Annotated in this window: 27 protein-coding genes and 1 pseudogene; 17 read left to right on the forward strand and 11 right to left on the reverse strand. The window is 68.0% G+C overall.

The window, feature by feature from the left end:
* Nucleotides 1–27 precede the first annotated feature (27 nt).
* The 6 genes and pseudogenes from CUJ89_RS20735 to CUJ89_RS20760 all read left to right on the forward strand — a co-directional run bounded on the left by CUJ89_RS20735 (nucleotide 28) and on the right by CUJ89_RS20760 (nucleotide 5,266).
* On the forward strand, nucleotides 28–768 hold the full coding sequence (locus CUJ89_RS20735) for a hypothetical protein (protein ID WP_114179348.1): 741 nt from the start codon (nucleotides 28–30) through the stop codon (nucleotides 766–768).
* Between the two features lie 108 nt (nucleotides 769–876).
* Nucleotides 877–1,074 (forward strand): annotated as a pseudogene (locus CUJ89_RS20740) (2-nitropropane dioxygenase); the annotation flags it as partial.
* Between the two features lie 81 nt (nucleotides 1,075–1,155).
* Nucleotides 1,156–2,610, forward strand: a complete 1,455-nt coding sequence (locus tag CUJ89_RS20745) for a M20 family metallopeptidase (RefSeq protein WP_114179349.1) — start codon at nucleotides 1,156–1,158, stop codon at nucleotides 2,608–2,610.
* A gap of 45 nt (nucleotides 2,611–2,655) precedes the next feature.
* Nucleotides 2,656–3,765: a malate/lactate/ureidoglycolate dehydrogenase gene (locus CUJ89_RS20750; protein ID WP_114179350.1), complete on the forward strand. Its 1,110-nt coding sequence runs from the start codon at nucleotides 2,656–2,658 to the stop codon at nucleotides 3,763–3,765.
* Between the two features lie 16 nt (nucleotides 3,766–3,781).
* Entirely contained in the window at nucleotides 3,782–4,363 is a 582-nt protein-coding gene (locus CUJ89_RS20755) for a TfoX/Sxy family protein (protein WP_114179351.1), read from the forward strand.
* 324 nt (nucleotides 4,364–4,687) lie between these two features.
* Complete coding sequence (locus CUJ89_RS20760; protein ID WP_114179352.1) at nucleotides 4,688–5,266, forward strand: NnrU family protein; 579 nt, start codon at nucleotides 4,688–4,690, stop codon at nucleotides 5,264–5,266.
* A 42-nt stretch (nucleotides 5,267–5,308) separates the two neighbouring features.
* Here CUJ89_RS20760 and CUJ89_RS20765 read toward each other — a convergent pair whose 3' ends face one another.
* The 4 genes from CUJ89_RS20765 to CUJ89_RS20785 form a co-directional block, all read right to left on the reverse strand.
* Complete coding sequence (locus CUJ89_RS20765) at nucleotides 5,309–6,688, reverse strand: amino acid permease (RefSeq protein WP_114179353.1); 1,380 nt, start codon at nucleotides 6,686–6,688, stop codon at nucleotides 5,309–5,311.
* 293 nt (nucleotides 6,689–6,981) lie between these two features.
* Nucleotides 6,982–7,719 carry a sulfite exporter TauE/SafE family protein gene (locus tag CUJ89_RS20775; protein WP_114179354.1) on the reverse strand — a complete coding sequence of 246 codons (738 nt, stop codon included), beginning with the start codon at nucleotides 7,717–7,719 and terminating at the stop codon, nucleotides 6,982–6,984.
* 126 nt (nucleotides 7,720–7,845) lie between these two features.
* The gene (locus tag CUJ89_RS20780; RefSeq protein WP_114179355.1) at nucleotides 7,846–8,421 is read right to left on the reverse strand and encodes a DUF488 family protein; all 576 of its coding nucleotides are present in this window, start codon (nucleotides 8,419–8,421) and stop codon (nucleotides 7,846–7,848) included.
* Complete coding sequence (locus CUJ89_RS20785; RefSeq protein ID WP_114179356.1) at nucleotides 8,418–8,645, reverse strand: DUF2945 domain-containing protein; 228 nt, start codon at nucleotides 8,643–8,645, stop codon at nucleotides 8,418–8,420. Before CUJ89_RS20785 ends, CUJ89_RS20780 begins: the two co-directional genes overlap by 4 nt.
* A 283-nt stretch (nucleotides 8,646–8,928) precedes the next feature.
* Between CUJ89_RS20785 and CUJ89_RS20790 the strand changes: the two genes are divergently transcribed.
* From CUJ89_RS20790 to CUJ89_RS20800, 3 genes are all read left to right on the forward strand, one after another.
* Nucleotides 8,929–10,218: an NAD(P)/FAD-dependent oxidoreductase gene (locus CUJ89_RS20790; protein ID WP_114179357.1), complete on the forward strand. Its 1,290-nt coding sequence runs from the start codon at nucleotides 8,929–8,931 to the stop codon at nucleotides 10,216–10,218.
* A gap of 17 nt (nucleotides 10,219–10,235) precedes the next feature.
* Complete coding sequence (locus CUJ89_RS20795; RefSeq protein WP_089427004.1) at nucleotides 10,236–10,793, forward strand: helix-turn-helix domain-containing protein; 558 nt, start codon at nucleotides 10,236–10,238, stop codon at nucleotides 10,791–10,793.
* Nucleotides 10,794–10,944: 151 nt separating this feature from the next.
* Complete coding sequence (locus tag CUJ89_RS20800) at nucleotides 10,945–12,291, forward strand: glutamine synthetase family protein (RefSeq protein ID WP_114179358.1); 1,347 nt, start codon at nucleotides 10,945–10,947, stop codon at nucleotides 12,289–12,291.
* 54 nt (nucleotides 12,292–12,345) lie between these two features.
* Here the strand turns inward: CUJ89_RS20800 and CUJ89_RS20805 are convergent, their stop codons facing one another.
* From CUJ89_RS20805 to CUJ89_RS20820, 4 genes are all read right to left on the reverse strand, one after another.
* Nucleotides 12,346–12,735 (reverse strand): lysozyme inhibitor LprI family protein, encoded by a 390-nt coding sequence (locus CUJ89_RS20805; RefSeq protein WP_114181470.1) that lies wholly within the window; start codon nucleotides 12,733–12,735, stop codon nucleotides 12,346–12,348.
* A 50-nt stretch (nucleotides 12,736–12,785) separates the two neighbouring features.
* Nucleotides 12,786–13,544, reverse strand: coding sequence for an N-acetylmuramoyl-L-alanine amidase family protein (locus CUJ89_RS20810; protein WP_114179359.1), 759 nt, complete (start codon nucleotides 13,542–13,544; stop codon nucleotides 12,786–12,788).
* Nucleotides 13,545–13,692: 148 nt separating this feature from the next.
* Nucleotides 13,693–15,312 (reverse strand): NAD(P)/FAD-dependent oxidoreductase, encoded by a 1,620-nt coding sequence (locus CUJ89_RS20815; RefSeq protein WP_114179360.1) that lies wholly within the window; start codon nucleotides 15,310–15,312, stop codon nucleotides 13,693–13,695.
* Nucleotides 15,312–16,826: a polyamine aminopropyltransferase gene (locus CUJ89_RS20820; protein WP_114179361.1), complete on the reverse strand. Its 1,515-nt coding sequence runs from the start codon at nucleotides 16,824–16,826 to the stop codon at nucleotides 15,312–15,314. Before CUJ89_RS20820 ends, CUJ89_RS20815 begins: the two co-directional genes overlap by 1 nt.
* A 121-nt stretch (nucleotides 16,827–16,947) precedes the next feature.
* Here CUJ89_RS20820 and CUJ89_RS20825 point away from each other — a divergent pair, with 121 nt between their 5' ends.
* The 5 genes from CUJ89_RS20825 to speD are packed head-to-tail and all read left to right on the forward strand — an operon-like array spanning nucleotide 16,948 to nucleotide 20,469.
* Nucleotides 16,948–17,334 (forward strand): DUF350 domain-containing protein, encoded by a 387-nt coding sequence (locus CUJ89_RS20825; protein ID WP_114179362.1) that lies wholly within the window; start codon nucleotides 16,948–16,950, stop codon nucleotides 17,332–17,334.
* Between the two features lie 26 nt (nucleotides 17,335–17,360).
* On the forward strand, nucleotides 17,361–18,422 hold the full coding sequence (locus tag CUJ89_RS20830) for an SPFH domain-containing protein (RefSeq protein ID WP_114179363.1): 1,062 nt from the start codon (nucleotides 17,361–17,363) through the stop codon (nucleotides 18,420–18,422).
* A 9-nt stretch (nucleotides 18,423–18,431) separates the two neighbouring features.
* The gene (locus tag CUJ89_RS20835) at nucleotides 18,432–19,949 is read left to right on the forward strand and encodes a DUF4178 domain-containing protein (RefSeq protein ID WP_114179364.1); all 1,518 of its coding nucleotides are present in this window, start codon (nucleotides 18,432–18,434) and stop codon (nucleotides 19,947–19,949) included.
* Nucleotides 19,946–20,095, forward strand: a complete 150-nt coding sequence (locus CUJ89_RS38035; protein ID WP_161556550.1) for a hypothetical protein — start codon at nucleotides 19,946–19,948, stop codon at nucleotides 20,093–20,095. Before CUJ89_RS20835 ends, CUJ89_RS38035 begins: the two co-directional genes overlap by 4 nt.
* Nucleotides 20,092–20,469 carry an adenosylmethionine decarboxylase gene (gene speD, locus CUJ89_RS20840; protein WP_114179365.1) on the forward strand — a complete coding sequence of 126 codons (378 nt, stop codon included), beginning with the start codon at nucleotides 20,092–20,094 and terminating at the stop codon, nucleotides 20,467–20,469. The genes CUJ89_RS38035 and speD overlap by 4 nt, the downstream gene beginning before the upstream one ends.
* A 7-nt stretch (nucleotides 20,470–20,476) precedes the next feature.
* On the opposite strand, the gene CUJ89_RS20845 is transcribed toward speD, so the two are convergent.
* The gene (locus CUJ89_RS20845; protein ID WP_114179366.1) at nucleotides 20,477–20,929 is read right to left on the reverse strand and encodes a type II toxin-antitoxin system RatA family toxin; all 453 of its coding nucleotides are present in this window, start codon (nucleotides 20,927–20,929) and stop codon (nucleotides 20,477–20,479) included.
* Between the two features lie 181 nt (nucleotides 20,930–21,110).
* Between CUJ89_RS20845 and CUJ89_RS20850 the strand changes: the two genes are divergently transcribed.
* Both CUJ89_RS20850 and CUJ89_RS20855 read left to right on the forward strand, forming a co-directional pair.
* The gene (locus tag CUJ89_RS20850; protein ID WP_114179367.1) at nucleotides 21,111–22,151 is read left to right on the forward strand and encodes a bifunctional nicotinamide-nucleotide adenylyltransferase/Nudix hydroxylase; all 1,041 of its coding nucleotides are present in this window, start codon (nucleotides 21,111–21,113) and stop codon (nucleotides 22,149–22,151) included.
* Nucleotides 22,152–22,224: 73 nt separating this feature from the next.
* Nucleotides 22,225–23,658 (forward strand): nicotinate phosphoribosyltransferase, encoded by a 1,434-nt coding sequence (locus CUJ89_RS20855; protein ID WP_114179368.1) that lies wholly within the window; start codon nucleotides 22,225–22,227, stop codon nucleotides 23,656–23,658.
* A 53-nt stretch (nucleotides 23,659–23,711) separates the two neighbouring features.
* Here CUJ89_RS20855 and CUJ89_RS20860 read toward each other — a convergent pair whose 3' ends face one another.
* Nucleotides 23,712–25,202 carry a PLP-dependent aminotransferase family protein gene (locus CUJ89_RS20860; RefSeq protein ID WP_114179369.1) on the reverse strand — a complete coding sequence of 497 codons (1,491 nt, stop codon included), beginning with the start codon at nucleotides 25,200–25,202 and terminating at the stop codon, nucleotides 23,712–23,714.
* A 126-nt stretch (nucleotides 25,203–25,328) separates the two neighbouring features.
* Here CUJ89_RS20860 and CUJ89_RS20865 point away from each other — a divergent pair, with 126 nt between their 5' ends.
* Nucleotides 25,329–26,216: a DMT family transporter gene (locus CUJ89_RS20865; RefSeq protein ID WP_114179370.1), complete on the forward strand. Its 888-nt coding sequence runs from the start codon at nucleotides 25,329–25,331 to the stop codon at nucleotides 26,214–26,216.
* A gap of 63 nt (nucleotides 26,217–26,279) precedes the next feature.
* Here the strand turns inward: CUJ89_RS20865 and CUJ89_RS20870 are convergent, their stop codons facing one another.
* The gene (locus tag CUJ89_RS20870) at nucleotides 26,280–26,624 is read right to left on the reverse strand and encodes a DUF3088 domain-containing protein (protein ID WP_114179371.1); all 345 of its coding nucleotides are present in this window, start codon (nucleotides 26,622–26,624) and stop codon (nucleotides 26,280–26,282) included.
* Nucleotides 26,625–26,671 lie beyond the last annotated feature (47 nt).

The raw sequence follows: 26,671 nt of genomic DNA on the forward strand, positions 1-26,671 counted from the left end.
TGCATCACGACGACAAGGAAAACCATCATGGGCCTGCTGGGCAAGCTGTTCGGAAAGAAATCGCGTGACGTGGCGGCGTCGCCCGCACCGTCACCTTCGGCGAACGACGCAGCCGAAGCGGGCGAGCAGGTCGAGCAGGATGGGCCCGACATCGCGCCCGAACTCGCGGTCGCACTGGCGGAATTCCAGGCCGGCCGGCACGAGGCCGCGATTGTGGCTGCCGCGCCGTATGCGGAGCAGCTCGCCGATGCGGCACGCCTTTGCGCGCTCGGGTACTCGGAGATGCACCGTTATCCGGAAGCATTTCCGTACTGGCTTAAGCTGTTCGACAAGGAGCCGAGCGCGCACAACGCGGTGCAACTCGCGACGACCTCGGTGATGTGCGGCGAAGTGGAGCGTGGCGAAGCGTGGATGCAGAAGGCCGCGCTGGTGAATCAGGACACGCGCGAGCAGTCCGACGTCGCCGCATGCGTGAATTTCATCTCCGCACTGACACAGAGCGGCCATCTGCGCGAGGCGCTGCCGCATCTTGCGTGGATGCGCGACGTGTACGGCCAGGTGCGCATTACCGATTCGACCTTCCTCTACATGCGCGGCATTCCGTTCTTCCCCACCTTCCTGGAGAAGAGCCTGGAGGTTCTGAAGGCCGCGCAGCCGGCCGATGCGATCGCGCTGTGGTACGGCGAACTCAAGGGCAAGCTCGACGAGGAGGGCGAAGCGCAGCTTGCCGCGTGGGTTGGCCAGTTGCCGGAGCAACCGGCCGCTTGAACGGCCGCCGACGCTTGTGATGGCCACTCATTCCGAACAGGGATCTCGATGACGATGCTGCCTTCCCGTTTGCCGCTGATCCAGGCCCCGATGGTCGGTTCCCTGAGCTCGCTCGCGACGGCCGCGGTCGATCCGCTGCGCGGCGCGTTCGAGCGGCAGGGCCGCGACGATTTCTCGCTGCTGTGGTCGGGCGAGGCCGCGGCGCTCGCGCGTGAAGAGGATGCCGGCGTACTGACGCGGCGCCTGCGGGACGACGCGCTGGCGTGCGCGGCGGGGCTGCGCGCGACGTTCCCGCAGGCGGTCTGAACGGCCGCGGAAGGGGGCGCCGGCTGGGGAGCATCGGCGTATGATCTGGTTTTTCGTCAGCCCGATCCAGGCACCCCCACCATGACCTCCGTCGACACTACCCCCGTCCTCGACCATGACAAGCTCGTTACCTTCATCGAGCGCAAGTGGAACGATGAAATCCTTCACGCACTGACCGACTACATCGCGATCCCTGCGAAGAGCCCTGCGTTCGACCCCGACTGGGCGAAGCGCGGCTATCTCGAGCGCGTCGTCACCGACGCCGCGCAGTGGGCCGAACGGCAGCCCGTGAAGGGCCTGAAGCTCGAGATCGTGCGTCTGCCGGGCCGCACGCCGGTGATCTTCTTCGAATCGCCGGCCACGCGCGCGGGCAGCACCGACACGATCCTGCTGTACGGCCATCTCGACAAGCAGCCCGAATTCGACGGCTGGCGCGCGGATCTCGGCCCGTGGACGCCGAAGTTCGAGAACGGCAAGCTGTACGGTCGCGGCGGCGCGGACGACGGCTATGCGATCTACGCGAGCCTCGCGGCGCTCGGCGCGCTCGACGAGCAGGGCATCGGGCGGCCGCGCTGCGTCGGCCTGATCGAGACCTGCGAGGAATCGGGCAGCTACGACCTGCTGCCGTACGTCGACGCGCTGCGCGACCGGCTCGGCCAGGTGTCGCTCGTCGTGTGCCTCGATTCGGGCGCCGGCAACTACGACCAGATGTGGCTTACCACGTCGCTGCGCGGGCTCGTGTCCGGCGACCTGCAGGTCGAGGTGCTCGAGGAAGGCATCCACTCGGGCGTATACGGCGGCATCGCACCGTCGAGCTTCCGCGTGATGCGCCAGTTGTTCGAGCGTCTCGAAGACGCGAAGAACGGCAACCTGCTGCCGGGCGTGTTCCATTGCGAGATTCCGTCGAGCCGCGTGCGCGAAGCCGATGCGGCCGCCGCGATCCTCGGCGACGCGGTGTGGAAGGGGCTGCCGTGGGCATGCGGCGCGGACGGCAAGCCGGTGCTGCCGACCACGACCGATCCGCGCGAGGCGTTGCTGAATTCGACGTGGCGTCCGTCGCTGTCGGTGACGGGCGCGGCCGGTATGCCGGCGCTCGCCGATGCGGGCAACGTGCTGCGTCCGCGCACCGCGTTCAAGCTGTCGCTGCGCCTGCCGCCGCTCGTCGACGCCGCGCAAGCCGTGCAGCAGCTGAAGGCACTGCTCGAACTCGATCCGCCGTACAACGCGAAGGTCACGTTCAAGCCCGACGCGGGCGCCGCGACCGGCTGGGCGGCGCCGGATCTCGCGCCCTGGCTCGCGTCGTCGCTCGACGCCGCATCGCGCCGCCACTTCGGCGCGGATTGCGCGTACATGGGCCTCGGCGGCACGATCCCGCTGATGAACGTGCTGCAGGAAGGCTTCCCGTCCGCGCAGTTCATGGTGTGCGGCGTGCTCGGGCCGAAGTCGAACGCGCACGGTCCGAACGAGTTCCTGCATGTGCCGTACGCGAAGAAGCTGACCGCGGCGGTCGCGGACGTGATCGCGACCGCGCGCTGACCGCCACGACTGCCTGACCCAACCCGACCTGATGGAGCCTAGCCGATGACCGCATTGCCGACGCCCGACACCGAACCGCTGCGCATGCGCGCCGAACCGCTGCACGCATTCGTCGCGGCACTCTGGGAACGGGCCGGCAGCAGCGAGCGCGAGGCGCGGCTCGTCGCCGATCACCTGGTCGGCGCGAATCTCGCGGGCCACGATTCGCACGGGATCGGGATGATCCCGAATTACGTCGCGTCATGGCGGGAAGGGCAGTTGCAGCTGAACGGGCACGCGTCGATCGTCCGCGACGGCGGCGCGGTGCTGACGATCGATGGCGGGCGCGGCTTCGGCCAGGTGATCGCGTTCGAGGCGATGGTCGAAGGGATCGAGCGCGCGCGGCGCATGGGCATCTGCGCGATCGGGCTGCGCGACGTGCATCACCTCGGCCGCATCGGGCACTGGGCCGAGCAGTGCGCGCGTTCGGGGCTCGTGTCGTTCCATTTCGTCAACGTGCCGGGCGACCTGCTGGTCGCGCCGCTGCACGGCACCGATCCGCGCTTCGGCACGAATCCGTTCTGCGCCGCGTATCCGCGTGCGGGCAGGCCGCCGCTGCTGCTCGATTTCGCGACGAGCGCGATCGCGTACGGCAAGACGCGCGTCGCGTACAACCAGGGCAAGCGCGTGCCGGCCGGGGCGCTGATCGACCATCGCGGCCAGCCGACCGACGATCCGGCCGTGATGCACGAGCAGCCGTTCGGCGCGTTGCTGCCGTTCGGGTTGCACAAGGGATATGCGCTGGCGGCGATGTGCGAGATCTTCGGCGGCGCGCTCGTCGGCGGGCATACGACGTACGGCGACACGCTGCAGAAGACGAGCGCGATCGTCAACGGGATGCTGTCGGTGCTGATCGATCCGAACGCGTTCGACGCGGCCGATGCCGAGCGCGAGGCCGATGCATTCGTCGCATGGGCGAAGGCGTCGCCGCAAGCGGGCGACGTGCCGGTGCAGGTGCCCGGCGAGCCGGAGGAGGCGAGCCGCGCCGCGCGCGGCGCCGGCGGCATTCCGGTCGACCGCGCGACGTGGCGGCAGATCCGCGAGAGCGCGGCGGCCGTCGGCTTCGACGACGTGGCGCTCGACGCGTGGACGCAGCGCTGTACCGGCGCTGCATGACCGACAAGGGCGGCCGATGAGCTGGCAGGCAGACAAGGCGCACGGCGAGGAGATCGCGTACCAGATAGCGAGCCTCGGCCATATCGAAGTCACGCGGTTTTTCAGCGGCGCCGCGATGCGGCTCGACGGCGTGATGTTCGGCTTCCTCGCGCGCGGATCGCTGTTCCTGCGCGTTGACGACGTGAACCGTCCGGCGTTCGTCGCGGGGGGGATGGGGCCGTTCTCGTATTCGGGGCGCACGCGCACCGTCGCGCTCGAGGGCTACTACGAGACGCCGGCCGACGTGCTCGAGGATGCGGGCGCGCTGTTCGACTGGTGTCGCGGCGCGTATCGTGCGGCGCTGCTGGCGGGGCCGCCGAAGCGCAAGGCGAGGGCGGCACCGAAGCCGAAACCGAAACCAGCACCGAAACCAGCACCGAAACCAGCACCGAAACCAGCACCGAAACCAGCACCGAAACCAGCACCGAAACCAGCACCGAAACCAGCACCGAAACCAGCACCGGCAGCGAAGCCGGCATCTGCATCGGCATCGAAGCGAACCGCGAAATCGGCGTTGAAACCGGCGTCAAAACCGCCGGCGAAGCGCAAGCAAACGTAGTGTCGATCACGCGAAGCGATGGCCTCGCGAATTTCGTTTTCCTTTCTTTCCGGCCCGCACGTTGCCGGGCGATTCGCGCGATGCGCGACGGTGGGCGCATGAGCGACCGGCGGCGCACACGCACGGTCGGGCGCACAAAAGCGTCAAGCTGTCGCACCGCACATCCTGCATGCTTCACAACGGCGGCCCCGGCGTTTATGATCGGCGCGGGTCACGCATGCGCCTGGCGCGACCCGCGCCGGCCTCGCCGCCGGCCCCCGCGAACGGCGCATCGAACGCCGAGCGGATGCTTCCCCCACTCATCATTCCAGACGGAGATAGCCGATGCTCGTCCTGATTCTCGGTTTAGCGATCTTCCTCGGTGTGCACTCGATCCGGATCGTCGCGGACGGCTGGCGGTCAGCGACGATCGACCGGCTCGGCGAAAACGGCTGGAAGGCGCGCTATGCGATCGCGTCGATCGTCGGCTTTGTGCTGATCGTGTGGGGCTACGGGCTCGCCCGCGCGGGCGCGACGTGGCTCTGGGTGCCGCCCGTCGGCGTGCGCCACCTGACCGGCATGCTGACCGCGATCGCGTTCGTGTTGATCGCCGCGTCCTACGTACCCGGCAACCGCATCAAGACGCTCGTCGGCCATCCGATGCTGGCCGGCGTGATGGCGTGGGCGATCGCGCACCTGCTCGCGAACGGCACGCTGCATGCGTTCGTGCTGTTCGGCGCGTTCTTCGTGTGGTCGCTCGTCGATTTCGTCGTGTCGCGCACCCGCGATCGTCGCGATGCCGTTCGCTATCCGGCCGGCAAGCTGTCGGGCGATGTCGCGACGATCGCGGCCGGGCTCGTCGCCTGGGCCGTGTTCACGCTGTTCCTGCACGGCTGGCTGATCGGCGTGCGGCCGTTCGGCTGAGCGGGCGACCGGCCGGCGCGCCGGTCCATCGCCCGCCGCCGGTCAGCGCAGTTTCGCGCCGGAGGCGTCGCCGAGCGAGGCCGGCTTGCGGCGCACGAAATACGACGCGAGGATCGTCAGCGTCGTCACTATCGTGAACCAGAACTGGAACTGCGAATCCGGGTTGAAGGCCTGCGACCCGAGCACGGCGACCAGCGCCAGCAGCGCGATCCAGTTCGAATACGGATAGAACCACGCGCGGAACGCCGACGGATCGCGGGCCGCATGCTTCGTCTGCCGGCGCATCGCGAAGTGCGCGACGATGATGAAGCTCCACACGATCATGATGATCGCGCCGCTGCTTTTCGCGAGCATCAGGAACAGGTCGCCGCCGCTGACGAAGTGGATCGCCAGGATCGACACGCAGATCGCCAGGCACAGCAGCAGCGCGTTGAGCGGCACGCCTTTCGCGTTGGTGCGGCCGAACAGCGCGGGCGCATGGCCGCGCTGGCTGAGCGAGAACAGCATGCGCGAGTTCGAGAACAGGAACGAGTTCATCACCGACATGAACGACACGAACAGCACGATCTTCATCGCGACGGCGGCGCCGGTGAAGCCTGTCATGCTGAACAACGACACATACGGCGATTTCAGGTTGGCCTTGTCGGTCCACGGCATGCACAGGATCAGGATCGACACCGAGCCGACATAGAACACCATCACGCGTACGATCACGCTCTTGATCGCCTTGATCACGTTCTTGCTCGGGTTTTCCGATTCCCCGGCGGCGACGGCCGCGATTTCGCTGCCGCCCAGCGAGAAGATCACCACCATGATGCCGGCCAGCACGGGCGTGATGCCGTTCGGCATGAAGCCGCCGTGGTCCGTCAGGTTCACAAGCCCGGGCGCGGGAATGCGGGGCTGGAAGCCGAGCAGGATCGACACGCCGAGCGCCATGAACACGATGATCGTCGCGATCTTCGCGAACGACAGCCAGTATTCGGCTTCGCCGAACGAGCGCACCGAGTACGCATTGCTCGCGATCAGCGTGACGAGCATGAACAGCGCGCCGGCCCACACCGGCAGCCACGGCAGGAAATCGTGGAGGATCGCGCCGAGCAGGATCGCTTCCACCGTGATCGTCATCATCGACTTGAACCAGTACAGCCAGCCGACCGCGTAGCCGGCCCATTCGCCGAGATACGCGCTGGCGTACGTGGAGAATGAGCCGCTGTCGGGATTGCGGGACGCCATTTCGCCCAGCATGAACATGACCAGCGTGACGATGACGCCGCCGAACAGATACGACAGGATCGCCGCGGGGCCGGCCGTTGCGATGATCGCGCCGGAGCCGACGAACAGGCCCGCGCCGATCACGCCGCCGAGCGCGATCATCGTGATGTGCCGTTGCTTGAGGCTTTGCCTCAACGAGTTGTCCTGCATCTCCTACCTCTATTTATTGTTGGCTGGAATGGCATCGGGCGAGGGCGGCGGCAAGCATTCTGCCGCCGCATGGGGCGCCGATGTCGAGGGAGCGTGTGTGACGCGATGTGCCGGGCCGCCGGTGGTGAGTCGGGGTAACGGCCGCGGAGTGCCGGTCGGTGCCCGCGAGAGGGCGATGACGATGGCAGCCCCAGATTGTGGGCGGACGCCGGCGCGACGGCAAACGAGATATGCGAAAGACGTCTTGCGGTTTGCTCATCAATTGCCGCGGCGGCGGCGGGGATGGGCGTGCGTCAGATCGGCTTGACGAACAACCCGACGGTCAGTATCGCGCCGATGCAGACGATCCCGATCCGCAGCACGCGTTCGTTCACGCGATGCAGCGCCCACGTGCCGAGCAGCCCGCCGACGATCGCGCCGCCGCCGAGCGCGAGCGCCGCGCTCCAGTGCAGGTGCGGCGACGTCAGGAACAGCACGACGGCCGATGCGTTCATCACGCCCGCGAGCGCGTTCTTCGTCGACATCGCGTGACGCGGCGACAGGCCGGCCATCGTCAGCGTGGCCATCATCAGGAAGCCGAGCCCGCCGCCGAAATAGCCGCCGTAGATCGCGATCATGAACTGCGAGATCGCGGCGGGGACGGCGCCGAGGTGGGCCGTGCCTTCGCGCGGCTTGCGGAAAAAGCTGCCCCACGCGAACACGATCGTCGCGAACAGCACGAGCCACGGCACGAGGTGCGAGAAGATCGACGACGGCGTTTTCAGCAACAGCAGCCCGCCGAGCGCGCCACCGACGATGCTGATCGCGAACAGCGCGCGAAACGACAGCTTGCCCGCGCCGCGCACCATGTGGCGGCTCGCCCACCCCGTCGTGACCTGCGCGGGAAACAGCGCGACCGTCGATGTGATGTTCGCCGCGAGCGGCGACATGCCCGACACGATCAGCGCGGGCAGCGTGACGAACGAGCCGCCGCCTGCGAGGGTGTTCTGCAGGCCGGCCCAGAGACCGGCGAGGATGACGAGAGCGAGCATCGGTGCGCAACGGGAGAGGTGGCGGGGGCCGCTTGCCGGACGCGGGCAGGCACGGTGGACGCACGATGGTAATGCAGGATCGCGGCCTCCGGAAGCCGGTGCGGGTGCGCAGTCTTGCGTGCGACGTCACGCGTCCGGCCGCGTGCCGGCTTCCGACGCGGCGCCGCCTTCGACGTCCGGATAGACGATCGTGCCGTCGGGCCGGATGACCGCGCCGGCCGTGAGGTGCGCGGGTTCCACGCGGTTGCGGCCCATGATGTGCAGCACCGTTTCGCCGCGCGCGATCAGGTAGTCGGACACGATGCGCCGGTGACAGCGCCACCACACGGCTTCCGAACACATGATCGCGCAGCGTTGCTCATGCCCCTGCCCGATCAGCTGGTCGAGGCCCGCATGAAACGCCGGCGACAGTGCGTAATCGGCATAGCGGTGAAAGCTGCGGTTCGTCCAGAAGTCGTTGACGTCGTCGGGCACGTCGCGCGACTTGCCGCGCAGGCCGCCGAGTTCGGCGATGTGTTCGTACGCGATGTCGGCCACGGCCAGCGCGTCCGGCAGCGTCGCTTCGTTGAATTGCGGATGGGTGCGCGAGCGCGTCATCTTCCGGATATCCGCGAGCAATGCGATATCGACCGCGTCGAGCATCTCGACGAATTCGTCGAGCGTGCGGTTCGAATGGCCGATCGTGTAGAACGGGAGCGTCATGCGTCGGCCTTGCCCGCCATGCGTTCGAGCACGCGGCCGCGATGCGCGGCGATGTGATCGGTCCGGTCGCTCTTGATCTCGTATTGCGGATCGTCGGGCGACGCGCGATGACGGTGGCCCTTGTAGTCGAAGTCCGCGGTGTGGATCGCGATGATCGTGCCGGTCACGTAGCCGGCCTCGGAATTCCACCGGACGTGGTCGCCCAGTTTGAATTGCGTCGTCATGCCGGGACCTCCTGGCGTCGATGCGCGGTTCGTCGGTCCTTGCGGCGCGCGTTGGCGTGCCGTGAGGAATTGCCTGCATGGGCCCATTATCGGCCGCGACCGCGCGCGGAAAAAGGTACAGACGGCAGGGCGGCGCTGTGCTGCATACGCAATCGGCGTGCCGGCGCGCGGCGATCCTTTCATTTTTCCGACGATTTGGGTGTTTATTTACCCGCTTGCCCGCGTGAAATTGTCGTGCTAATTTTTCATGAAATTTCTCGACGTAATTTTCACGGGAGTCCGCATGTTCGTGCAGTCCGACCGTCACGTTGCAAGTTACTACGCCGGCACCTACCCGACGCCGATCCCGCATCGTCCGGCACTGGACGAGCGCATCGACGCCGACGTGCTCGTCGTCGGCGCGGGTTTCAGCGGGCTGCATACGGCGTTGCGCCTCGCGCTCGCCGGCAAGCGCGTCGTCGTGCTCGAAGCGAGCCGCGTCGCGTGGGCCGCGTCGGGCCGCAACGGCGGGCAGGCGCTGCTCGGCTGGTCGTGCGACATGCAGCCGCTCGAGGATTCGCTCGGCCGCGACGGCGCGCGCCTGCTGTGGGACAGCATGCGGTGGGCCGCGGCCGAGGTGCGCGAACTGCCGGAGCGGCACGGTTTCGACATCGACTACCGGCCCGGCAGCTTGTGGGCGGCCGTGCGGCCGCGCCGCGTCGCGATGCTCGAGCAGGCGCGCGACGAGGCGGCCGAGCGCTGGGGCTACGACCGGCTGCGCGTGATCGGGCAAGCCGACATGCCCGAATGGATCGGCGGCACGCGCTATCTCGCGGCGCTTCACGATCCCGAGGCCGGCCATCTGAATCCGCTGAAGCTCGCGCTCGGCCTCGCACAGACGATCGAGCGCGCGGGCGGCCGCATCTTCGAACAGAGCCGCGTGCTCGACTGTCGCGAGACGGCCGGCGGCCACATCGCCCGCACGGCGCGCGGCGAAGTGCGCGCGGACGTGCTCGTGCTGGCATGCAACGCGTATGTCGACCGGCTCGATCGCGACCTGGCGCGCCGGCTGCTGCCGGTCGGCACGTACCAGGTCGCGACTGCGCCGCTCGCGCCTGACGTCGCCCGTGCGCTGTTGCCGCAGAACAGTTGCGTGATCGACAACCAGTTCGTACCCGACTACTTCCGCCTGAGCCCCGACAACCGGCTGCTGTTCGGCGGCGGGTGCACGTATCTCGGCGGCATTCCGGCCGATATCGCGGCGGCGACGCGCCCGCACCTCGAACGCGTGTTCCCGCAACTGGCCGGCGTGCCGCTCGATTACGCGTGGGGCGGCCACATCGACATCAGCATGCGTCGCACGCCGGACATCGGCCGCCACGGGCAGCGTTTCTGGCTGCAGGGCTTCTCGGGGCACGGCGTGCTGCCGACACTTGCCGGTGCGCGCGCGGTTGCCGACGCCGTGCTCGGCGACGAGCGCCTGCTCGCGCAGTATCAGCGCATCCGCAACCCGCGCTTCCCCGGTGGCGACCGGCTCGCCGCGCCGCTGGAAGCGGTCGGCAAGGCCTGGTACCGTCTGCGCGATACCGTCTGACCGTATCGGAACCCACTATGAACGAACAAGAAGAGATAGAAAGCCTGGCGATCCTGATCCGCGACCTGCGCAAGCATCGCAAGGTCACGCTCAACGATCTCGCCGAACGGATCGGCCGCTCGGTCGGCTTTCTGTCGCAGGTCGAGCGCGGGCTGTCGCGCCCGACGGTCGCGGATCTCACCGCGATCGGCGAGGCGCTCGGCGTGCCGACCACGTATTTCTACAGCCTGAGCAAGCCGCGCAGCGTGCCGTGGGTCACGCGGCCCGACGAGCGGCGCACCGTGTATTACGCGGCCGGCATTACGGACATCCTCGTATCGCCGAACATGCGCTCGCGCTTCTCGATCCTCGAAAGCCATCTCGCGCCCGGTGCGAGCAGCGGCGAGCGGCCCGTCGACGACAGCGACGAGCAGGGCGGTTTCGTGCTCGAAGGAGAACTGACGATCTGGGTCGACGGCGACGATACGCCCGTCACGCTCGGGCCGAACGACGCGTTCCAGCTTCCCGCGCACAAGCGGTTCCGTTACGCCAACCTGACCGACGCGCCGACGCGCGTGATCTGGGTATTCACCTGAGTTGTCGGCGGGGCGCGCGGTATGGCAGGCCGCCGTGCCACCCAGCCTGTTTGCAGTACTGATCGACATGATGCGTGCGACGTGACGCACGCGCGTGAATCCGGTTCGCCGCGCTGCGGCACCGTCATACAAGACATGGAAAGGATGAGACATGGCTGACGTCGTTCCCGCGCTGGTCGGTGAAGTCCGCGCATTCCGGCAGGCGCACCCCGAGATCCGTTATGTCGACCTGATCTGCCTCGATCTGCCCGGACACTTTTACGGCAAGCGCTACCCGATCGACGCGCTCGAGAAGGTCGCATCGGGCTCGCTGCTGAAGCTGCCGCAGAATTGCGTGCTGCTCGGCACGCAGGGCGGGCTCTACAAGATCGGCGACTACTGCTTCAACGACGGCGATCCGGACGCGCCGCGCCGGCTGATCCCCGGCACGCTGAAGCCCGTGCGCTGGGAGCGGCAACCGCTCGCGCAGATGCTGATCAGCTCCGACGGCACCGATGCGCCGATCGAGTTCGAGCCGCGCGAAGTGCTCGCGCGCGTGCTGCGGCGTTTCGCGGCGCGCGGCATCCGGCCGGTCGTCGCGTTCGAGCTCGAGTTCTACCTGTTCGCCGCGCAGCTCGAGGAAGGGATGCCGCAGTATCCGCGCGACCGCCTGAGCGACGACCGCGACGATCAGCCGAACATGCATATCGAGCGCCTGTCGCGTTTCTCCGACGTGCTGCACGAGATGGTCGAGGCCGCATGCGAACAGGGCGTCGATGCGACGGTGATCACGGCCGAGCTCGGGCCCGGCCAGTTCGAGATCAATTTCGGCCACACCGACGACGCGCTGCGCGCGGCCGACTGGTCGGCGCTGTTCTGCCGCAGCACGCGTGGCGTCGCGCTGCAGCACGGCTATCGTGCGAGCTTCATGGGCAAGCCGTACCTGCATGCGCCGGGCAGCGGGATGCACGTGCACGTGAGCCTGTACGACGACGCGGGGCGCAACCTGCTCGCGGCGGACGGGCAGCGGCCGCTGCGGCATGCGGTGGCCGGCTGCCTCGCGCTGCTGCCGCATTGCATGCCGGTGTTCGCGCCGAATCACAACGCGTTCCGGCGCTACGGGTCGATGGTGAACGCGGCGAGCCGTGCGAGCTGGGGTTTCGAGGATCGCGATGCGTGCATCCGGATTCCCGAGTCGGATGCGCGCAACCTGCGGATCGAGCACCGGCTCGCGAGTGCGGATGCGAACCCGTATCTGGTGCTCGCGGCGATCCTCACCGGGATGGAGCACGGGCTCGATGCGAGGATCGAGCCGATCGCGCCGCTCAACGAGGATCGCGGCAGCGGGATCGATTTCCCGAAGGAGATGCTGTCGGCGGTGGCGGCGATGCAGGATCAGGTGGCCGTGCGCGAAGGGCTCGGCAGCGAGTTCGTGATGGTGTATTGCGAGAACAAGCGGCAGGAGGAGCTGGATTTCCGCAATGAAATCGGCGCGCGGGAGTATCGGTGGTTTCTGTGAGGGGGAGGTGCACCGCGCCGCGAAACGCTCCACGGCACGGCACGCGCGAAGACCTTACTCCCCGAGCTTCGACGCCACGCACCCCGTGCTCGTGCATTCACGCTCGCGCTCGCGCAGGAACGACAGCCGCGACTGCGTCAAGTCGACCGCGCATTGAAGGTCCACGAGGTAGCTGTTGTTGCGGGTTTCGCTGCACTGTCCGTCGCGCTGCTTCAGCCACGCAAGCTGGCCGGCCTTCAGCGTCGCCTGCTGGTCGCCGCTCAGTTGCTTGCGCAGGCGGCCGTACTCGTCGTTGAGGTCGCGGTCGGCCTGCGAGAACTGCGTGCTGGTGCAGTACACCTGGTCGAATGCGCTGTGCGGTTTCGCGCAGCCGGCCGCGTGCGCGGCGAACGGAACGGCAAGCGCGAGCAGCGCGCAGGATGCGAGCAGATTCTTCTTCTTCATGGTGATGCTCCTGACTGGGTGAAAACCGTTGAGCCCGACGGGCCATGCCGTCACTTCGGCGCCGTGCATGCGTCGATCCCGCCCGCGATCGCGGCGGACAGGCGCTGGATCGTCTCGCGCCGCGCGAGCCGTGCTTCTTCGTCCGGATTGACGATCACGCCGGCCTCGACGAGCACGGCCGGAATTGGCGCGGTGCGCAGCACGACGAGATCGTCGAAGCGGTGGATGCCGAGTTGCGGGTCGATCAGCGGGCGATTCTCGCCGCGGATCGGCTGTGCGTGATACAGCGACGGCCGCTCGCCGGCCGCGACCAGTCGCTCGGCGATCGCCTTCGCGCAACGCAGGCTTTCCGCATAGTGCGGATTGCGCTCCGACACGAATACCGAGAAGCCGCGGAATTCGCGCTGCCGGCCCGCGTCGATGAACTGCTGCTGCATCGAGTCGTGATGGATCGATACGAACAGGTTCGCGTCGGGCGCCTGCGTCGACCGCTGGTCAAGCGCGATCTCGCGGCCGTCGGCCGACGTGCGCAGTACGCGGTCGCCGTGCGCGGCGAGTTTTTCCGCGACCGCGGCGGACAGATCGAGGTTGTACAGGTATTCGACGCGCCCGCTCGCGCCCGTGGAGCCCGGGTGCGCCGGCGTGTGGCCGGTGTCGACGACGATGTAGCGCTGCGCCGGCGTCGCGGCTCCGGCGTCGGCAGTCATGGCGCCCTCCGCATGGAGCGCGAGCGGCGCGCCAAGCAGTGGCATGCACGCGAGCAGGCGCGCGGCGATGCGCGCGAACGGGCGAAGGGTTCGGTTCGTCATTGTTCTTGTCGAGGAGGGCTACGGCCGCGTCGAACGGCGCGGCACCGTCGGCCTGCTCAATGCAGTCGGAATGTCGCGCGATTATAGCGGTTGGCGGTGGCGGCGCAATTACGCAACGGCCACCGCCGCGCAGGCCGGACGCCGGCGCTCAGGCGAGCACGCGCCGGGCCGCGAGCATGCCCCAGTACGACGCCTCCTCGAACAGCGACAGTCCGGACAGGTCCGCATGCGCGAACACGACGGGGCCGTCGGCATCGCGCAGCGCGAGCAGCCCCGGCCGGCTCAGGAAGCCGACGTCGGGGGTCGCCATCGCGTGGCCGCGCACGGTGATCTCGAGCGCCGTCGCGTGTTTCCACAGCGCGCGCCCGTAGACAGCCTGAAGATCGATCGCCGCCTGTTCGCGCAACGCATCGGGCTTCGCGTCGGCGAGCCAGCGGCGCGTGTCATCCGGCGCGCGCGTGCTCAACGCCTGATACGCGGAGAACACCGAGCGCGTCGGCGGCGACATCCGGATCAACTGATGCGTGGACACGACATAGCCGAGCCCCGCGCCGTCGTAGACGACGTTGTCCCATGCGAGCGGCACGCCGGCTGCTTCGGCCGGCATGCCATCGAGCAGGAAGTTGGACACGAGCCACGGCGCGCTTGGCGGCAGGTCGCGCGCGGGTTCGAAGCCGTATGCGGAAAGCTGCGGAAACACGCGCGCCGCGACGAACAGCGGCATCGCGCAGACGACGCGCCGCGCCTTCAGCATGAACGTCGACAGTGCGCCGTCGTCGCCGAGGCGCGCGCAGAGCACGTCGACGCCGCCCGCGCGTTCGGTCGCCTGCACGGCGAAGCCGTCCCGCGACCACGCGTTCGAGCCGGTGCGCGCGGTGATCGAATCGCTCAGCTTCGTCACCATCGTGTGCAGCCCGTCGGGCCAGGTCAGCACCGCGCCGTCGCTCGCATCGCCTGCATGGCCGCCACGTGACGAGAAATAGTGCAGTCCGGCCCAGGCGGACACGTGCTCGTATCCCGCGCCGTAGTCGTCGCGGCAGCAGTAGTTCAGGTACCAGTGCAGCGCCTTCGCGGTGTAGCCCTCGTCGACCAGCCACTGGCGGAACGAGCGCCGGTCGAGCGCGTGCCAGCGCGGGTCGCGCGACGATTCTGCGATCGGGATGCAGAACACCTTGCGGCCGTCGGCGCCGCGTGCGGTGCGCAGCCCGTCCGTGTACGCGAAGAAGCGCGCCTGCTGCGCGAGCGCGTCGGCGTCGAGGCCGGCCGCCGGCACGATGCCGTCCTGCCACTGCCCGGCGATGAAGAGCCGTTCGTCGGGCGCGTGGACGAGTACGCGCTCGTCGTACACGGGGCGCGCGGAGAACGGTGCGGATTCGATCACGCCGAGATCGGCGAGCATGTCGCGCAGATGCGCGGATTCGAGCGACGGCAGCGGCAGGTAGTGCGCGCCTTTCGGATAGCCGAGATCGCCGAAGCGGCCGCCGGCCGCGTTGCCGCCGAATTCGGGGCCCGCGAGCACGACGAAGCGCTTGTGCCCTGCGCGGGCGAGTTGCCACGCGCACGACAGACCGGCCGCGCCCGCGCCGAGGATCGCGACGTCCGTCTCGATCGTGCCGGAAGGCGGCGGCAGCGTCGCATGATCGCGCAGCGCATGGCCTTCGCGCATGCCGGGGTAGCCAACGCGCGGCGTCGTCTCGATCCAGCCGGTGCGGCCGCATGTGGCGAGCGACGCGGCCGCCGATGCGACCAGGAACGTGCGACGGTCCATCAGCGCAGCACGTGCTTCCAGTCGTCGTCGAAGCGGCGCACGAGCGGCTGGTCGTTGAGTTCGTTCGGCGACATCGGCAGCGCCGGCATGTCGGCCGGGAAGTGGAACATTTCGGCGGCCGTCTGCGCGTCGAGCCAGCGCGTCGGCACCGAGTAGTGCGTCGGCACCGTGAAGTCGCGGCGCTTGCCGGCGATCACGAAGCCCCAGTCGCCGAACGACGGCACGTAGCAGTGGTACGGCCAGGTGTTGAGCCCGGCCTCGTGCAGCGTCGCGATGATGGTCCAGTACGCGTGCGGCGCGAAATACGGCGACGTCGACTGGATCACCGCGTAGCCGTTCTCCGACAGGTGGCGCGCCAGCAGCCGGAACACGGGCACCGAATACAGGCGGCCGAGCCCGAAGTTGGTCGGATCGGGGAAGTCGACGACGATCGCGTCGTACACGTCGGCGTTCGATTCGAGCCAGCGCACCGCGTCGTCGTTGATCACGTGCACGCGCGGATCCTTCAGCGACCCCTGGTTCAGCTTGACGAGCGGCGCGGACGTCGAGAACAGCTTCGTCATCGCGGGATCGAGATCGACGAGCGTGATCTGTTCGAGGTTGCGGTGCTTCAGCAGTTCGCGCACCGCGAGGCCGTCGCCGCCGCCGAGCACGAGCACGCGCTTCGCCCACGGCAGCGCGTCGATTGTCGGATGGATCAGTGCCTCGTGATAGCGGTGCTCGTCGCGCGACGAGAACTGCAGGTTGCCGTTCAGGTACAGCCGCATGTCGTCGTGCCACTGCGTGAGCACGATGCGCTGGTACGGCGTGGTTTCCGAATAGATCGTCTCGTCGCCGTAGACGCCGTGCTCGGCCCAGTGCGTGATGCGGTCCGACAGCGCGAACCCGGCGACGAGCAGCCCGATCACGAGCGACGCGCGCATCAGCTTGCCGCGCACGTTGCGGATCTCGTCGCGGAACAGGTGGGTTGTCCACAGTGCGACGAAGGCGTTCAGGATGCCGAACAGGAAGCTCGTGCGCAGCAGGCCGAGACGCGGCGCGAGCACGAGCGGGAAGATCAGCGATACGGCGAGCGAGCCGAGATAGTCGAAGGTCAGCACCTCGCTGACGGTATGGCGGAACGCCTGGCGCCGCTGCTGGAACGCGCGCATCACGAGCGGGATCTCCATCCCGATCAACATGCCGAGCGCGAGCACGAGCGCATAGAGCGCCGCGCGGAACGGCGCGGCCAGCCACGCGAACACCGCGAACAGCAGCGCGGCCGATACGCCGCCGAGCAGGCCGACCAGCAGCTCGATATCGACGAAGCGGTCGAGCACGTCGTCGTCCTCGACGAACTTCGCGAGCCACGAGCCGATCCCCATCGCGAACAGGTAGCAGCCGATCACCGACGAGAACTGCAGGATCGAATCGCCGAGCAGGTAGCTCGACAGCGCGCTGCTGATCAACTCGTAGCCGAGCCCGCACGACGCGAGCACGAGAATCGACAGGACGAGCGCACGCTTATGCAGCATGGGGCGTCCGTTGTGCAGCGGTCGGCAATGTGGATATACTGGCGCGGATTTTCGTGGGTCGGCGAGAGAGGGACCGGCCGGCGACGGGGCGGCGAACCGAGCACAAAATCCGAGGGAAAGAATGAATAGTGCCTATCTCTATGCGGTTCATTTATTGTCGGCGTTCGTGCTGCTTCTTGTGTTCGCGGCAGTGTACCTGAAGGTCACCCCGTTCGACGAACTGGCGCTGATCCGCGACGGCAACGCCGCCGCGACGCTGTCATTCGGCGGCGCGCTGATCGGTTTCTGCCTGACGCTCGCATCCAGTATCGCGCACAACTCGACGCTCGGCGAAGTCGTGATCTGGGCCGTCGGCGCGATGGCCGTGCAACTGATCGCCTATGCGGCGCTGACGCGCCTGATGCCCGGCATGAATCATGCGATCGAGGATCGCAACATCGCGATGGGCGGCCTGATGGGCACCGCGTCGCTCGTCGTCGGCATCATCAATGCCGCCTGCCTGACCTGACGCGCCACGCGCTCGAGGAGACCGACATGAGTCTGGGATCGTTTATCCGCAAGCAGTTCATCGACGTCCTGCAATGGACGGAAGACACCGATGGCGTGCTGGCCTGGCGCTATCCGATGGAAGACCAGGAAATCCAGTACGGCGGCAAGCTGACCGTGCGCGAAACGCAGGTCGCGATCTTCGTCAACGAAGGCAAGGTGGCCGACGTCTTCCAGCCGGGGCTGTATACGCTGGAAACGCACACGCTGCCCGTGCTCACGTACCTGCAGAACTGGGACAAACTCTTTCAGTCGCCTTTCAAGTCGGACGTCTATTTCTTCAGCACGCGGCTGCAGCTCGGCCGGCGCTGGGGCACCGCGCAGCCGGTGACGATCCGCGATCGCGAATTCGGCTTCGTGCAGTTGCGCGCGTTCGGCATCTACTCGTACCGGATCGTCGACGCGGCCGCGTTCCATCGCGAGGTCAGCGGCACGCGCGCGCAGTACACGGTCGACGATCTCGAACAGCAACTGCGCAACCTGGTGGTCACCGCGATGAGCACGACGTTCGGCTCGGCCGACGTGCCGTTCGTCGACATGGCCGCGAACCTGTCGCTGCTGTCGCAGCGTGTCGCCGAGGCGCTGGTGCCGGTGTTCACGCGCTACGGCCTCGCGCTCGACGCGTTCGCGGTCGAGAGCGTGTCGCTGCCGGCCGAGCTGCAAAAGGCGCTCGACCTGCGGATCGGCGCGGGGATGGCCGGCGATCTCGCGCGGGCCACGCAATACCTGACCGCGCAGGCGATTCCGCTTGCCGCGCAGAACCAGGGTGGCATTGCCGGTATCGGCGCGGGGCTCGCCGCGGGCGCGGCGATCGGGCAGGCGATGGCCGGCCAGATCGCGGGCGCCGCCCAGCCGACGTCGGCGGCACCGCCCGCGCCGCCCGCGCCCGTCGCGGCGCCGGTGGCCGCCGCGCAACCGGCCGCGCCGGCCGACGGCAACGATTACGTGCAGCGGCTCGAACAGTTGAAGGCGCTGTTCGACAAGGGCCTCGTGACCGAAGACGAATATTCGCGCGCGAAGGCCGAGATCCTCGCGAAGCTCACCCGGTAAACGTCGCGCATGTTCAGCACTTCGTGCCCCCAGTGCGGCGCGCCAGTCGAGTTTCGCTCGGCGGCGGCGGTGATGGCCGTCTGCGCGTCCTGCCGCAGCACGCTGCTCAAGCGCGGCACCGACGTCGAGCGCATTGGCGAGCTGGCCACGGTGCTCGACGATGCTTCGCCGATCCAGATCGGCACGGCCGGGCGTTATGGCAAGCGCGTGTTCACGGTGCTCGGGCGCATCCAGATGACCTACGACGCCGGTGCGTGGAGCGAGTGGTATGTCGTGTTCGACGACGGCGCGTTCGGCTGGCTGTCGGATGCGTCGGGCCAGTACGCGGTCACGGTGCGCGAGCCCGACGATGCGTCCGGCGGCGCGTGGCCCGCGTTCGGCACGCTCGAACCCGGTATGCGGATCGACCACGGCGGCCGCGCGTATCTCGTGTCCGACGTGCGCACCGCGCGCTGCACGGGCGGCGACGGCGAGCTGCCGTTTCGCGTCGATGCCGGCTGGGAGGCGCGCGTCGTCGACCTGCGGACCGGCAACGCGTTTGCGACGTACGACTATTCCGACGCCGATTCGAACGGCGGGAGTCCGGCCGTTTATTCGGGCGAGGCGTTCGAGTTCGATGCGCTCGCGTTCACGGGGCTGCGCGATACCGAGGCCGATACGCGCGAGAAGCGCGGTGCGGAGATGGTGCCGTTCGCGTGCCCGAGCTGCGGCGCGCCGCTGTCGTATGCGCCGAGCGTGGCCGACTACGTCGTGTGCGGCAGTTGTCACGCGGGCGTGCAGTGCACGGCCGAGCAGCAGACCGTGTTTGCGGCGCAGCGCAAGCTCGAAGCGGTGAAGGGGGCGCTGGAACTCGGTGCCATCGGCACGTTCGACGGCGTGAAGTACACGGTGATCGGCATGATGCGTTGCCGCGTGCCGGGCGACGACGAGACGTGGGACGAATACCTGCTGCTGAACCCGAAGCGCGGCTTCCTGTGGCTCGTGCAGAGCGAGGGCAGTTGGGAACGCGTGCAGGTGCTCGACCAATGGCCGACGATCGGCAGCGAGTCCGACGTGACCGACGGCGGCAAGACCTACCGCCTGCGCGAGGAATACGATTCCGAGGTTGTCTACGTGGTCGGTGCGTTCAACTGGCGCGTGCAGGTGGGCGATCGCACGTCGATCATCGATTACGGCTGGCAGAAGGACAAGCTGACGCGCGAGCGCAGCGACGCGGAGATCGTCTGGTCGCGCGCGCGGCCGCTGTCGGCCAGCGCGTTCCGCGAACGCTTCGGCACGCCGGCGCTCGCGGCGGGGGCGGTTGCGGCCGCAACGGGCGCCACCGCGTCGACGGGCCTGTTCGGCGGGAAACACCCGCACAGTTTCGCGCCGCTGCCGCTCGTGTTCAGCGCGCTGCTCGTGATCTTCAACATGGGGTCGGTGTTTTCGTTCAGCGGCCGCTCCGTGTTCGTGCTGATCGGCCTGCTTGTGCTGTGGTTGCCCGAGTGGCTTTGGAAGGGGTTTGCGTCGGACGGGGGCGGATCGTGATCAGGCACATCCTCTACGGCATCTACGGGTTGATCGTCGTCACGCTGTTCAGTTGCACGTCGATCGGCGGCAGCGGCACCGGCGGCAGCGGCTGGGGCAGTTCGTCGGCCCGCAGCGGCTACTCGTCGTACGGGTCGCACAAATGACCGCGCGCGACGGGATCGCGCCACCGCGCGCGACGCTCGGCTCGCACGTGCTGGCCGACCTGGCCGGCATCGACGCGGCGCTGCTGCGCGACGCCGCGCGGCTCGAGACGATCCTTACCGAAGCGGCGCGACAGGCGGGCGCGCACGTGATCGGCGCGCATTTCCATCATTTCGGCGGCGAGCATGGCGTGACGGGTGTCGTGCTGCTCGCCGAATCGCACATCACGATCCATACGTGGCCCGAGCATCGCTTTGCGGCCGTCGATGCGTTCATGTGCGGCGCGGCGCGCGCGGCCGAGGCGGTCGATGCGATTGCCGCCGCGCTCGGCACGCAGGCGCAGGTCCGGCAGCAGGTGGCGCGCGGCGCGGCGTGAGCGACGCTTAATGCGGCAGCGCTTCCGCTTCCGCCCAGCGCTTGAACGAATCGAGACGCCTGCGCGTCTGCACGAGATAGAACGCGCCGATCAGCGGTTCGAGCAGCCAGCGCAGCCAGGCCGGCTGAGCGCGAAAGTTGTACGTGAACTTCACCTCGGTCGTGCCCGGCGTGTGCTCGGTGAAGTTCCAGCTGCCGCTGAAGCGTTCGAGCACTTTCGGCCCGTCGACCATTTCGACGGCGGCGACTTGCGGCGGACGGTACGAGATGTAGCGCGACACCATCGTCGCGCCCGACTGGCTGCGGCAGAACGCGTCGACGCCGACGTCGGCCGTCATGCCGTCGAGCAGATAGGCGTCGGTGAGGAAGCTGTCCCACACGAGCCGCCGCGCGTAATCCTGCGACCACGTGAAGAGGCGCCTGCGATCGACGCCGACGGTCCGGCTGACTGAGATCCTCATGATGGCGGGCGCAATGACGCGGATTGGGATGGAATCGAGTGTAACCCGCCGGCGCCGTGCATTTCTTCAGACTTCGTCAAGTCGAGCCCATGCTCGATTGACGCACCCCGGGATTTCCCCTAGGATTCACTTCAACCATTCGGGAAAGACCCGAAGCGTTTCAATCTCTTGAGGGAGCCTCATGAGTACGCAACAGAACCGGCGCTTCGACGCGCTCGTTTTCATTGGTCGTTTCCAGCCTCCGCATCGTGGTCACCTGAATGTGCTGAAGTCGGCACTGAGCCGGGCCGAGCGCGTGTGCGTGCTGATCGGGTCGACCGACAAGCCCCGCACCATCAAGGATCCGTTCTCGTTCGACGAGCGCTGCCAGATGCTGGCTTCGCTGTTCGACGCGTCCGAGCGCGACCGCGTGACGATCGCGCCGTTGCAGGATTCGACGTACAACGACGGCGACTGGGTGCGCTGGGTGCAGGACGCCGTCGCGTCCGCGCTCGGCGACGTCGCGCAGCGGAAAGTCGGGCTGATCGGCCACGAGAAGGACGCCACATCGTATTACCTGCGGATGTTCCCGCAATGGGAACTCGTCGACGTCGATGCGACGGAAGACATTTCCGCCACCGAGATCCGCGACCAGTACTTCGCCGAACGCACCAACAGCTTCGTGCAGTGGGCCGTGCCGGAACCTGTGTTCGGCTGGCTCGAGCGTTTCCGCACGCAGCCGGAATTCGCGCAGCTGAAGTCGGAAGCGGAATTCATCGCCGCGTATCGCAAGGCGTGGGCAGCCGCGCCGTATCCCGTCACGTTCGTGACGGTCGACGCGGTGGTCGTGCACTCGGGCCATATCCTGCTGGTGCGTCGCCGCAGCGAACCGGGCCGCGGCCTGTGGGCGCTGCCGGGCGGATTCGTGAACCAGGACGAGCGGCTCGACGCGGCCTGCATCCGCGAGTTGCGCGAGGAGACCGGCCTGAAGTTGCCGGAGCCCGTGCTGCGCGGCTCGATCAAGGATCGCCAGGTGTTCGATCACCCGACCCGTTCGCTGCGCGGCCGCACGATCACGCACGCGTGCCTGTTCAATTTCCCGACCGGCGAGTTGCCGCGCGTGAAGGGCAGCGACGACGCCGACAAGGCGCGCTGGGTGCCGCTCAACGAATTCGCGCAGATGCGCAACGTGATGTTCGAGGATCACTTCGACATCGCGTATCACTTCCTGGGGAAGCTGTGATCCGCTGATTCCCCGCATTCGGTCCGCTGCGACAGACGCGGCGGCACTCCAACGGCCTAGAGGAGCTCTAGCCATGCAAAACGATCCCGGCGGCTTTGCCGCGGTTCTCGCCAATCCGATCCTCAATACGGATTCGTACAAGGCTTCCCACTTCCTGCAATATCCGCCCGACGCGTCGGCGATGTTCTCGTACGTCGAATCGCGCGGCGGCTGCTACGACCGCACGGTGTTCTTCGGCCTGCAGATGCTGCTGAAGGAATATTTGTGCAAGCCGGTTACGCACGCGATGATCGACGACGCGCGCGATTTCTTCACGGTGCACGGCGAGCCGTTCAATGAGGCAGGATGGCGCTATATCGTCGAACGCTACGACGGCTACCTGCCGGTGAAGATCCGCGCGGTGCCTGAAGGTTCGGTCGTGCCGGTGCACAACGTGCTGATGACGGTCGAATGCGACGATCCGAAGGTGTTCTGGCTTGCGTCGTATCTCGAGACGATGCTGCTGCGCGTCTGGTATCCGGTGACGGTCGCGACGCGAAGCTGGCACCTGCGGCAAACGATCCGCCGTTTCCTCGAGAAGACCGACGACGATCTCGCGCAACTGCCCTTCAAGCTGCACGACTTCGGCGCACGCGGCGTGTCGAGCGCGGAGTCGGCCGCGATCGGCGGCGCCGCGCACCTCGTGAACTTCATGGGCTCGGACACGGTGCTCGGCGTGCTGGCCGCGAACCGCTTCTATCGCGAGCCGATGGCCGCGTACTCGGTGCCGGCGGCCGAGCACAGCACGATCACGTCGTGGGGGCGCGAAGGCGAAGCCGATGCGTACCGGAACATGATCAGCCGCTTCGGCCTGCCCGGCGCGATCGTATCGGTCGTATCGGACTCCTATGATCTGTTCGCCGCGCTCGATCTGTGGGGCGGCGAACTTCGGCAGGCCGTGATCGATTCGGGGGCAACGCTCGTTGTGCGTCCCGATTCGGGCGACCCGATGACGATCGTGCTGCAGACCGTGCGCGCGCTCGACGCGTCGTTCGGCTCGACCGTGAACGGCAAGGGGCGGCGCGTGCTGAACCGCGTGCGCGTGATCCAGGGCGATGGCGTCGACGAGCAGTCGATCGACGCGATTCTTTCCGCACTCGACGAAGCGGGCTATGCGGCCGGCAACCTCGTGTTCGGCATGGGCGGCGCGCTGCTGCAGCAGGTGAACCGCGATACGCAGCGCTTCGCGATGAAGTGCTCGGCGATCCGGCGCGGCGGCGTGTGGCACGACGTCTGCAAGGATCCGGTCACCGATCAGGGCAAGCGCTCGAAGAAGGGGCGGCTCACGCTGCTGCGCAATCGCCGAACGGGCGAGTATCGGACGACGACGCTGCCGGTTGCGTGGGACGATCGTGCGCTGGAAGGCGAATGGGGCGACGCGCTCGAGACGGTGTTCGATACCGGGCGGTTGCTCGTCGATACGTCGTTCGCCGAGGTGCGGGCGAGGGCGCACGCGGGGGAAGCGTGACGCGGTGACAGGCGCGAACGGGGCGTCGATGTGCGTCGCCGCCCCGTTCGCGCTCAGGTGACGCGGGCGGCACGGGTGACGAGCGCGCGCCCCTGCGCGTCCGGCTGCGTGCCTGTGCGTTCCGCGGTGCGTGCCGCATCCATCGCCCGCGCCAGCGCATCGAACACCACCGGCCCCTTGCAGCGCGACACGTTGAAGCGCAGGTACGACGTCGCGCTGCGTGATGCGCTGAACACGTTGCCGGGCGCCAGCACGACGTCGTGTTCCAGCGCGTGGCGTGCGACGCGCGCGGCGTCGAGCCCGTCGGGCAGTTGCGCCCACACGAACAGGCCGCCGCGCGGCTCCGTCCAGATCCCGAACCCGGCGCGCGCGAGGCGCCGGATCGTTTCGCCCATCGCCTCCGCGAGACGCGCGCGCAGGCTGTCGAGGTGACGCCGGTAGGTGCCGTCGACGAGCAGCCGGTGCACGACGTTCGCGCCGATCTGCGCGTTGCCGAACGATGTCGCGAGCTTCAGGTCGACGAGCGCCTCGATCCACTCCGGGCGTGCGGCGACGTAGCCGCAGCGAATCGAGGCCGACAGCGTCTTCGAGAAGCTGCCGATCGACACGACGCGCGACAGCCCGTCGAATGCCGCGAGGCGCGGCGCGGGCGTGCTCTCGAAATCCGCGAAGATGTCGTCCTCGACGATCAGCAGGCCGTGTTCCGCCGCGAGCGTCAGCAGCCGGTGCGCGACGGGCGGCGCGAGCGTCGCGCCGGTCGGGTTGTGCAGCGCCGCGTTGGTGATGTACAGGCGCGGCCGGTGCTCGGCGAGCACCTGCTCGAAGCGGGCGAGATCGGGCCCGTTCGGCGTGTACGGGACGCTGACGATCCGCGCGCGGTGCGCGCGCAGCAGCGCCTGGAAGTTGAAGTAGCACGGATCGTCGAGCACGACCGTGTCGCCCGGCTCCAGCAGCAGGCGGCACACGAGATCGAGCGCGTGCGTGCCGCCGTCGGTCAGCATGATCTGCGCGGGTTCCGCGTGGATGCCGTGCTGTGCGAGCCGCCATGCGAGCTGCTGGCGCAGTGCGGGCAGGCCGAGCGGCGTCGCGTAGTCGGTCAACGCGTCGGATTCGTCGCGCGACACGGCACGCAGCGCGCGGCGCAGGCTCTCGTCCGGCAGCCACGACGACGGCAGCCATCCGCAGCCGGGCTTCACGGCCGTCGGTGCCGCTTCGAGCGACTGGCGCGACAGCCACAGCGGATCGAGTTCGCGATCGAGGCGCGGGCCGAGATCGGCGAGCGCGAGCGGCGGCGCGTGGCCCGACACATAAAAGCCCGAGCCGCGCCGCGCAACGAGCACGCCTTCGCTGGCGAGCCGCTCGTACGCATCGACGACCGTCGATTTCGACACGCCCAGCCCGTCGGCCATCATCCGGATCGACGGCACGCGCGCGCCGGGCATCAGCGCACGGCTCGCGATCCGCGCGCGTAAGGTATCCATCACGGTTTCCACGCGCGTGCGCGACGGGGCGGGCGGAACGGGAATCGGGGCGGCATGGTTCATGGCGAAGAATGAACTGTACGGCTGGTTGTCCAGTACAGTTTGTCCGAATTGTATTGGGTTGTAGCTTACGCGTTTTTCGCGGGCGGCGGATCATCGGTCATCCACTTTCCCCGTTCAGGATTTACCGTGCAAAAGACGACCGACGGATGGCTCAGCGGCTTGCTGGGCGTGATCATCTTCAGTGGCTCGCTGCCTGCGACGCGTGTCGCGGTGCAGGGGCTCGACCCGTTGTTCCTCACGTTCGCGCGCGCGACGATCGCCGGCGCGCTTGGCCTGCTGCTGCTCGTCGTGCTGAAGCAAAGGCGGCCGACGCGTGCCGAGGCCGTGTCGCTGGCCATTGTCGCGCTCGGGGTCGTGGTCGGCTTCCCGTTGCTGACGGCGCTGGCGCTGAAGCACGTAACGTCCGCGCATGCGATCGTGTTCGTCGGGTTGCTGCCGCTCGCGACCGCGCTGTTCGGCGTATGGCGCGGCGGCGAGCGGCCGCGGCTGCCGTTCTGGATCTTCTCGATCGTCGGCAGCGGCGCGGTGGCCGCGTTTGCGCTGCGCAACGGCGGCCAGGCGTCGGTGGTCGGCGATGCGCTGATGCTGGCCGCGATCGTCGCGTGCGGGCTCGGCTACGCGGAAGGCGCGCGCCTGTCGCGGCAGCTCGGCGGCTGGCAGGTGATCTCGTGGGCGCTCGTGCTGTCGCTGCCGCTGATGCTGCCGCTCACGTGGATCACGTGGCCCGCGTCGTTCGACGGCGTCGACGCCGCCGCGCTGTGGGGGCTCGCTTACGTGTCGCTGTTCAGCATGCTGATCGGTTTCGTGTTCTGGTATCGCGGGCTCGCGCTCGGCGGGATCGCCGGCGTCGGCCAGTTGCAGCTGCTGCAGCCGTTCTTCGGCTTCCTGCTGGCAGCCGGGCTGCTGCATGAGACGGTGCCGCCGTCGATGGTCGTCGTGACGGCGGTCGTGGTGGGCTGCGTGGCAGGCGCGAAGTACTTCTCGAAAATGGCGCCCGTGCAGCGCGCGGGGTGACGTGCGCTGCACGGGCGCGGCGCGTCGAAGATCGACCCGTCTGCGCTCAATCGTCCGGCGTGCTTACGCGACGTGCGCCACGCCATACCGTGAAGACAGGTACCGCCGGATATCGGCAGGCGAATCGATGAAGCGTCGGCCGTTGTGCTCGCGAATCGCGAGTGTGTCGTCGTTCGGCGCCTGTCCGTCGCCGAGCACGAGCACGGGCGCCGACTGGTGGTCCGCGCCGATCAGCGCGACGATCGGCTGGCGCGGCCGCGGCGCGTCGATGTATTCGACGTCGACAGCGTCGCGCAGCTGCGGGTAGAAGCTCAGCAGCCCTTCGACGGAAACCGAATCGCCACAGTAGAAAGGACCTTCGGAGTCCTTGAAGAAGCCGGGGCGGAGAATGAACAGCGTATCTTTCATGATTGTCTCGCTATGAAGGAGAGTGAACGTCGAAGAAAACGTGATGC

It is taken from the genome of Burkholderia pyrrocinia (assembly GCF_003330765.1).
Taxonomy (GTDB): Bacteria; Pseudomonadota; Gammaproteobacteria; order Burkholderiales; family Burkholderiaceae; genus Burkholderia; species Burkholderia pyrrocinia_B.

Coding starts and splice junctions, on each gene's coding strand:
- speD (WP_114179365.1), top strand. CDS start 20,092: ATGACCGCGCGCGACGGGATCGCGCCACCGCGCGCGACGCTCGGCTCG.
- CUJ89_RS20855 (WP_114179368.1), top strand. CDS start 22,225: ATGCAAAACGATCCCGGCGGCTTTGCCGCGGTTCTCGCCAATCCGATC.
- CUJ89_RS20755 (WP_114179351.1), top strand. CDS start 3,782: ATGAGCTGGCAGGCAGACAAGGCGCACGGCGAGGAGATCGCGTACCAG.
- CUJ89_RS20860 (WP_114179369.1), bottom strand. CDS start 25,202: ATGAACCATGCCGCCCCGATTCCCGTTCCGCCCGCCCCGTCGCGCACG.
- CUJ89_RS20825 (WP_114179362.1), top strand. CDS start 16,948: ATGAATAGTGCCTATCTCTATGCGGTTCATTTATTGTCGGCGTTCGTG.
- CUJ89_RS20785 (WP_114179356.1), bottom strand. CDS start 8,645: ATGACGACGCAATTCAAACTGGGCGACCACGTCCGGTGGAATTCCGAG.
- CUJ89_RS20780 (WP_114179355.1), bottom strand. CDS start 8,421: ATGACGCTCCCGTTCTACACGATCGGCCATTCGAACCGCACGCTCGAC.
- CUJ89_RS20800 (WP_114179358.1), top strand. CDS start 10,945: ATGGCTGACGTCGTTCCCGCGCTGGTCGGTGAAGTCCGCGCATTCCGG.
- CUJ89_RS20820 (WP_114179361.1), bottom strand. CDS start 16,826: ATGCTGCATAAGCGTGCGCTCGTCCTGTCGATTCTCGTGCTCGCGTCG.
- CUJ89_RS20750 (WP_114179350.1), top strand. CDS start 2,656: ATGACCGCATTGCCGACGCCCGACACCGAACCGCTGCGCATGCGCGCC.
- CUJ89_RS20765 (WP_114179353.1), bottom strand. CDS start 6,688: ATGCAGGACAACTCGTTGAGGCAAAGCCTCAAGCAACGGCACATCACG.
- CUJ89_RS20795 (WP_089427004.1), top strand. CDS start 10,236: ATGAACGAACAAGAAGAGATAGAAAGCCTGGCGATCCTGATCCGCGAC.
- CUJ89_RS20735 (WP_114179348.1), top strand. CDS start 28: ATGGGCCTGCTGGGCAAGCTGTTCGGAAAGAAATCGCGTGACGTGGCG.
- CUJ89_RS20835 (WP_114179364.1), top strand. CDS start 18,432: ATGTTCAGCACTTCGTGCCCCCAGTGCGGCGCGCCAGTCGAGTTTCGC.
- CUJ89_RS20745 (WP_114179349.1), top strand. CDS start 1,156: ATGACCTCCGTCGACACTACCCCCGTCCTCGACCATGACAAGCTCGTT.
- CUJ89_RS20845 (WP_114179366.1), bottom strand. CDS start 20,929: ATGAGGATCTCAGTCAGCCGGACCGTCGGCGTCGATCGCAGGCGCCTC.
- CUJ89_RS20830 (WP_114179363.1), top strand. CDS start 17,361: ATGAGTCTGGGATCGTTTATCCGCAAGCAGTTCATCGACGTCCTGCAA.
- CUJ89_RS20760 (WP_114179352.1), top strand. CDS start 4,688: ATGCTCGTCCTGATTCTCGGTTTAGCGATCTTCCTCGGTGTGCACTCG.
- CUJ89_RS20775 (WP_114179354.1), bottom strand. CDS start 7,719: ATGCTCGCTCTCGTCATCCTCGCCGGTCTCTGGGCCGGCCTGCAGAAC.
- CUJ89_RS20805 (WP_114181470.1), bottom strand. CDS start 12,735: ATGAAGAAGAAGAATCTGCTCGCATCCTGCGCGCTGCTCGCGCTTGCC.
- CUJ89_RS20790 (WP_114179357.1), top strand. CDS start 8,929: ATGTTCGTGCAGTCCGACCGTCACGTTGCAAGTTACTACGCCGGCACC.
- CUJ89_RS20850 (WP_114179367.1), top strand. CDS start 21,111: ATGAGTACGCAACAGAACCGGCGCTTCGACGCGCTCGTTTTCATTGGT.
- CUJ89_RS20810 (WP_114179359.1), bottom strand. CDS start 13,544: ATGACGAACCGAACCCTTCGCCCGTTCGCGCGCATCGCCGCGCGCCTG.
- CUJ89_RS20815 (WP_114179360.1), bottom strand. CDS start 15,312: ATGGACCGTCGCACGTTCCTGGTCGCATCGGCGGCCGCGTCGCTCGCC.
- CUJ89_RS20870 (WP_114179371.1), bottom strand. CDS start 26,624: ATGAAAGATACGCTGTTCATTCTCCGCCCCGGCTTCTTCAAGGACTCC.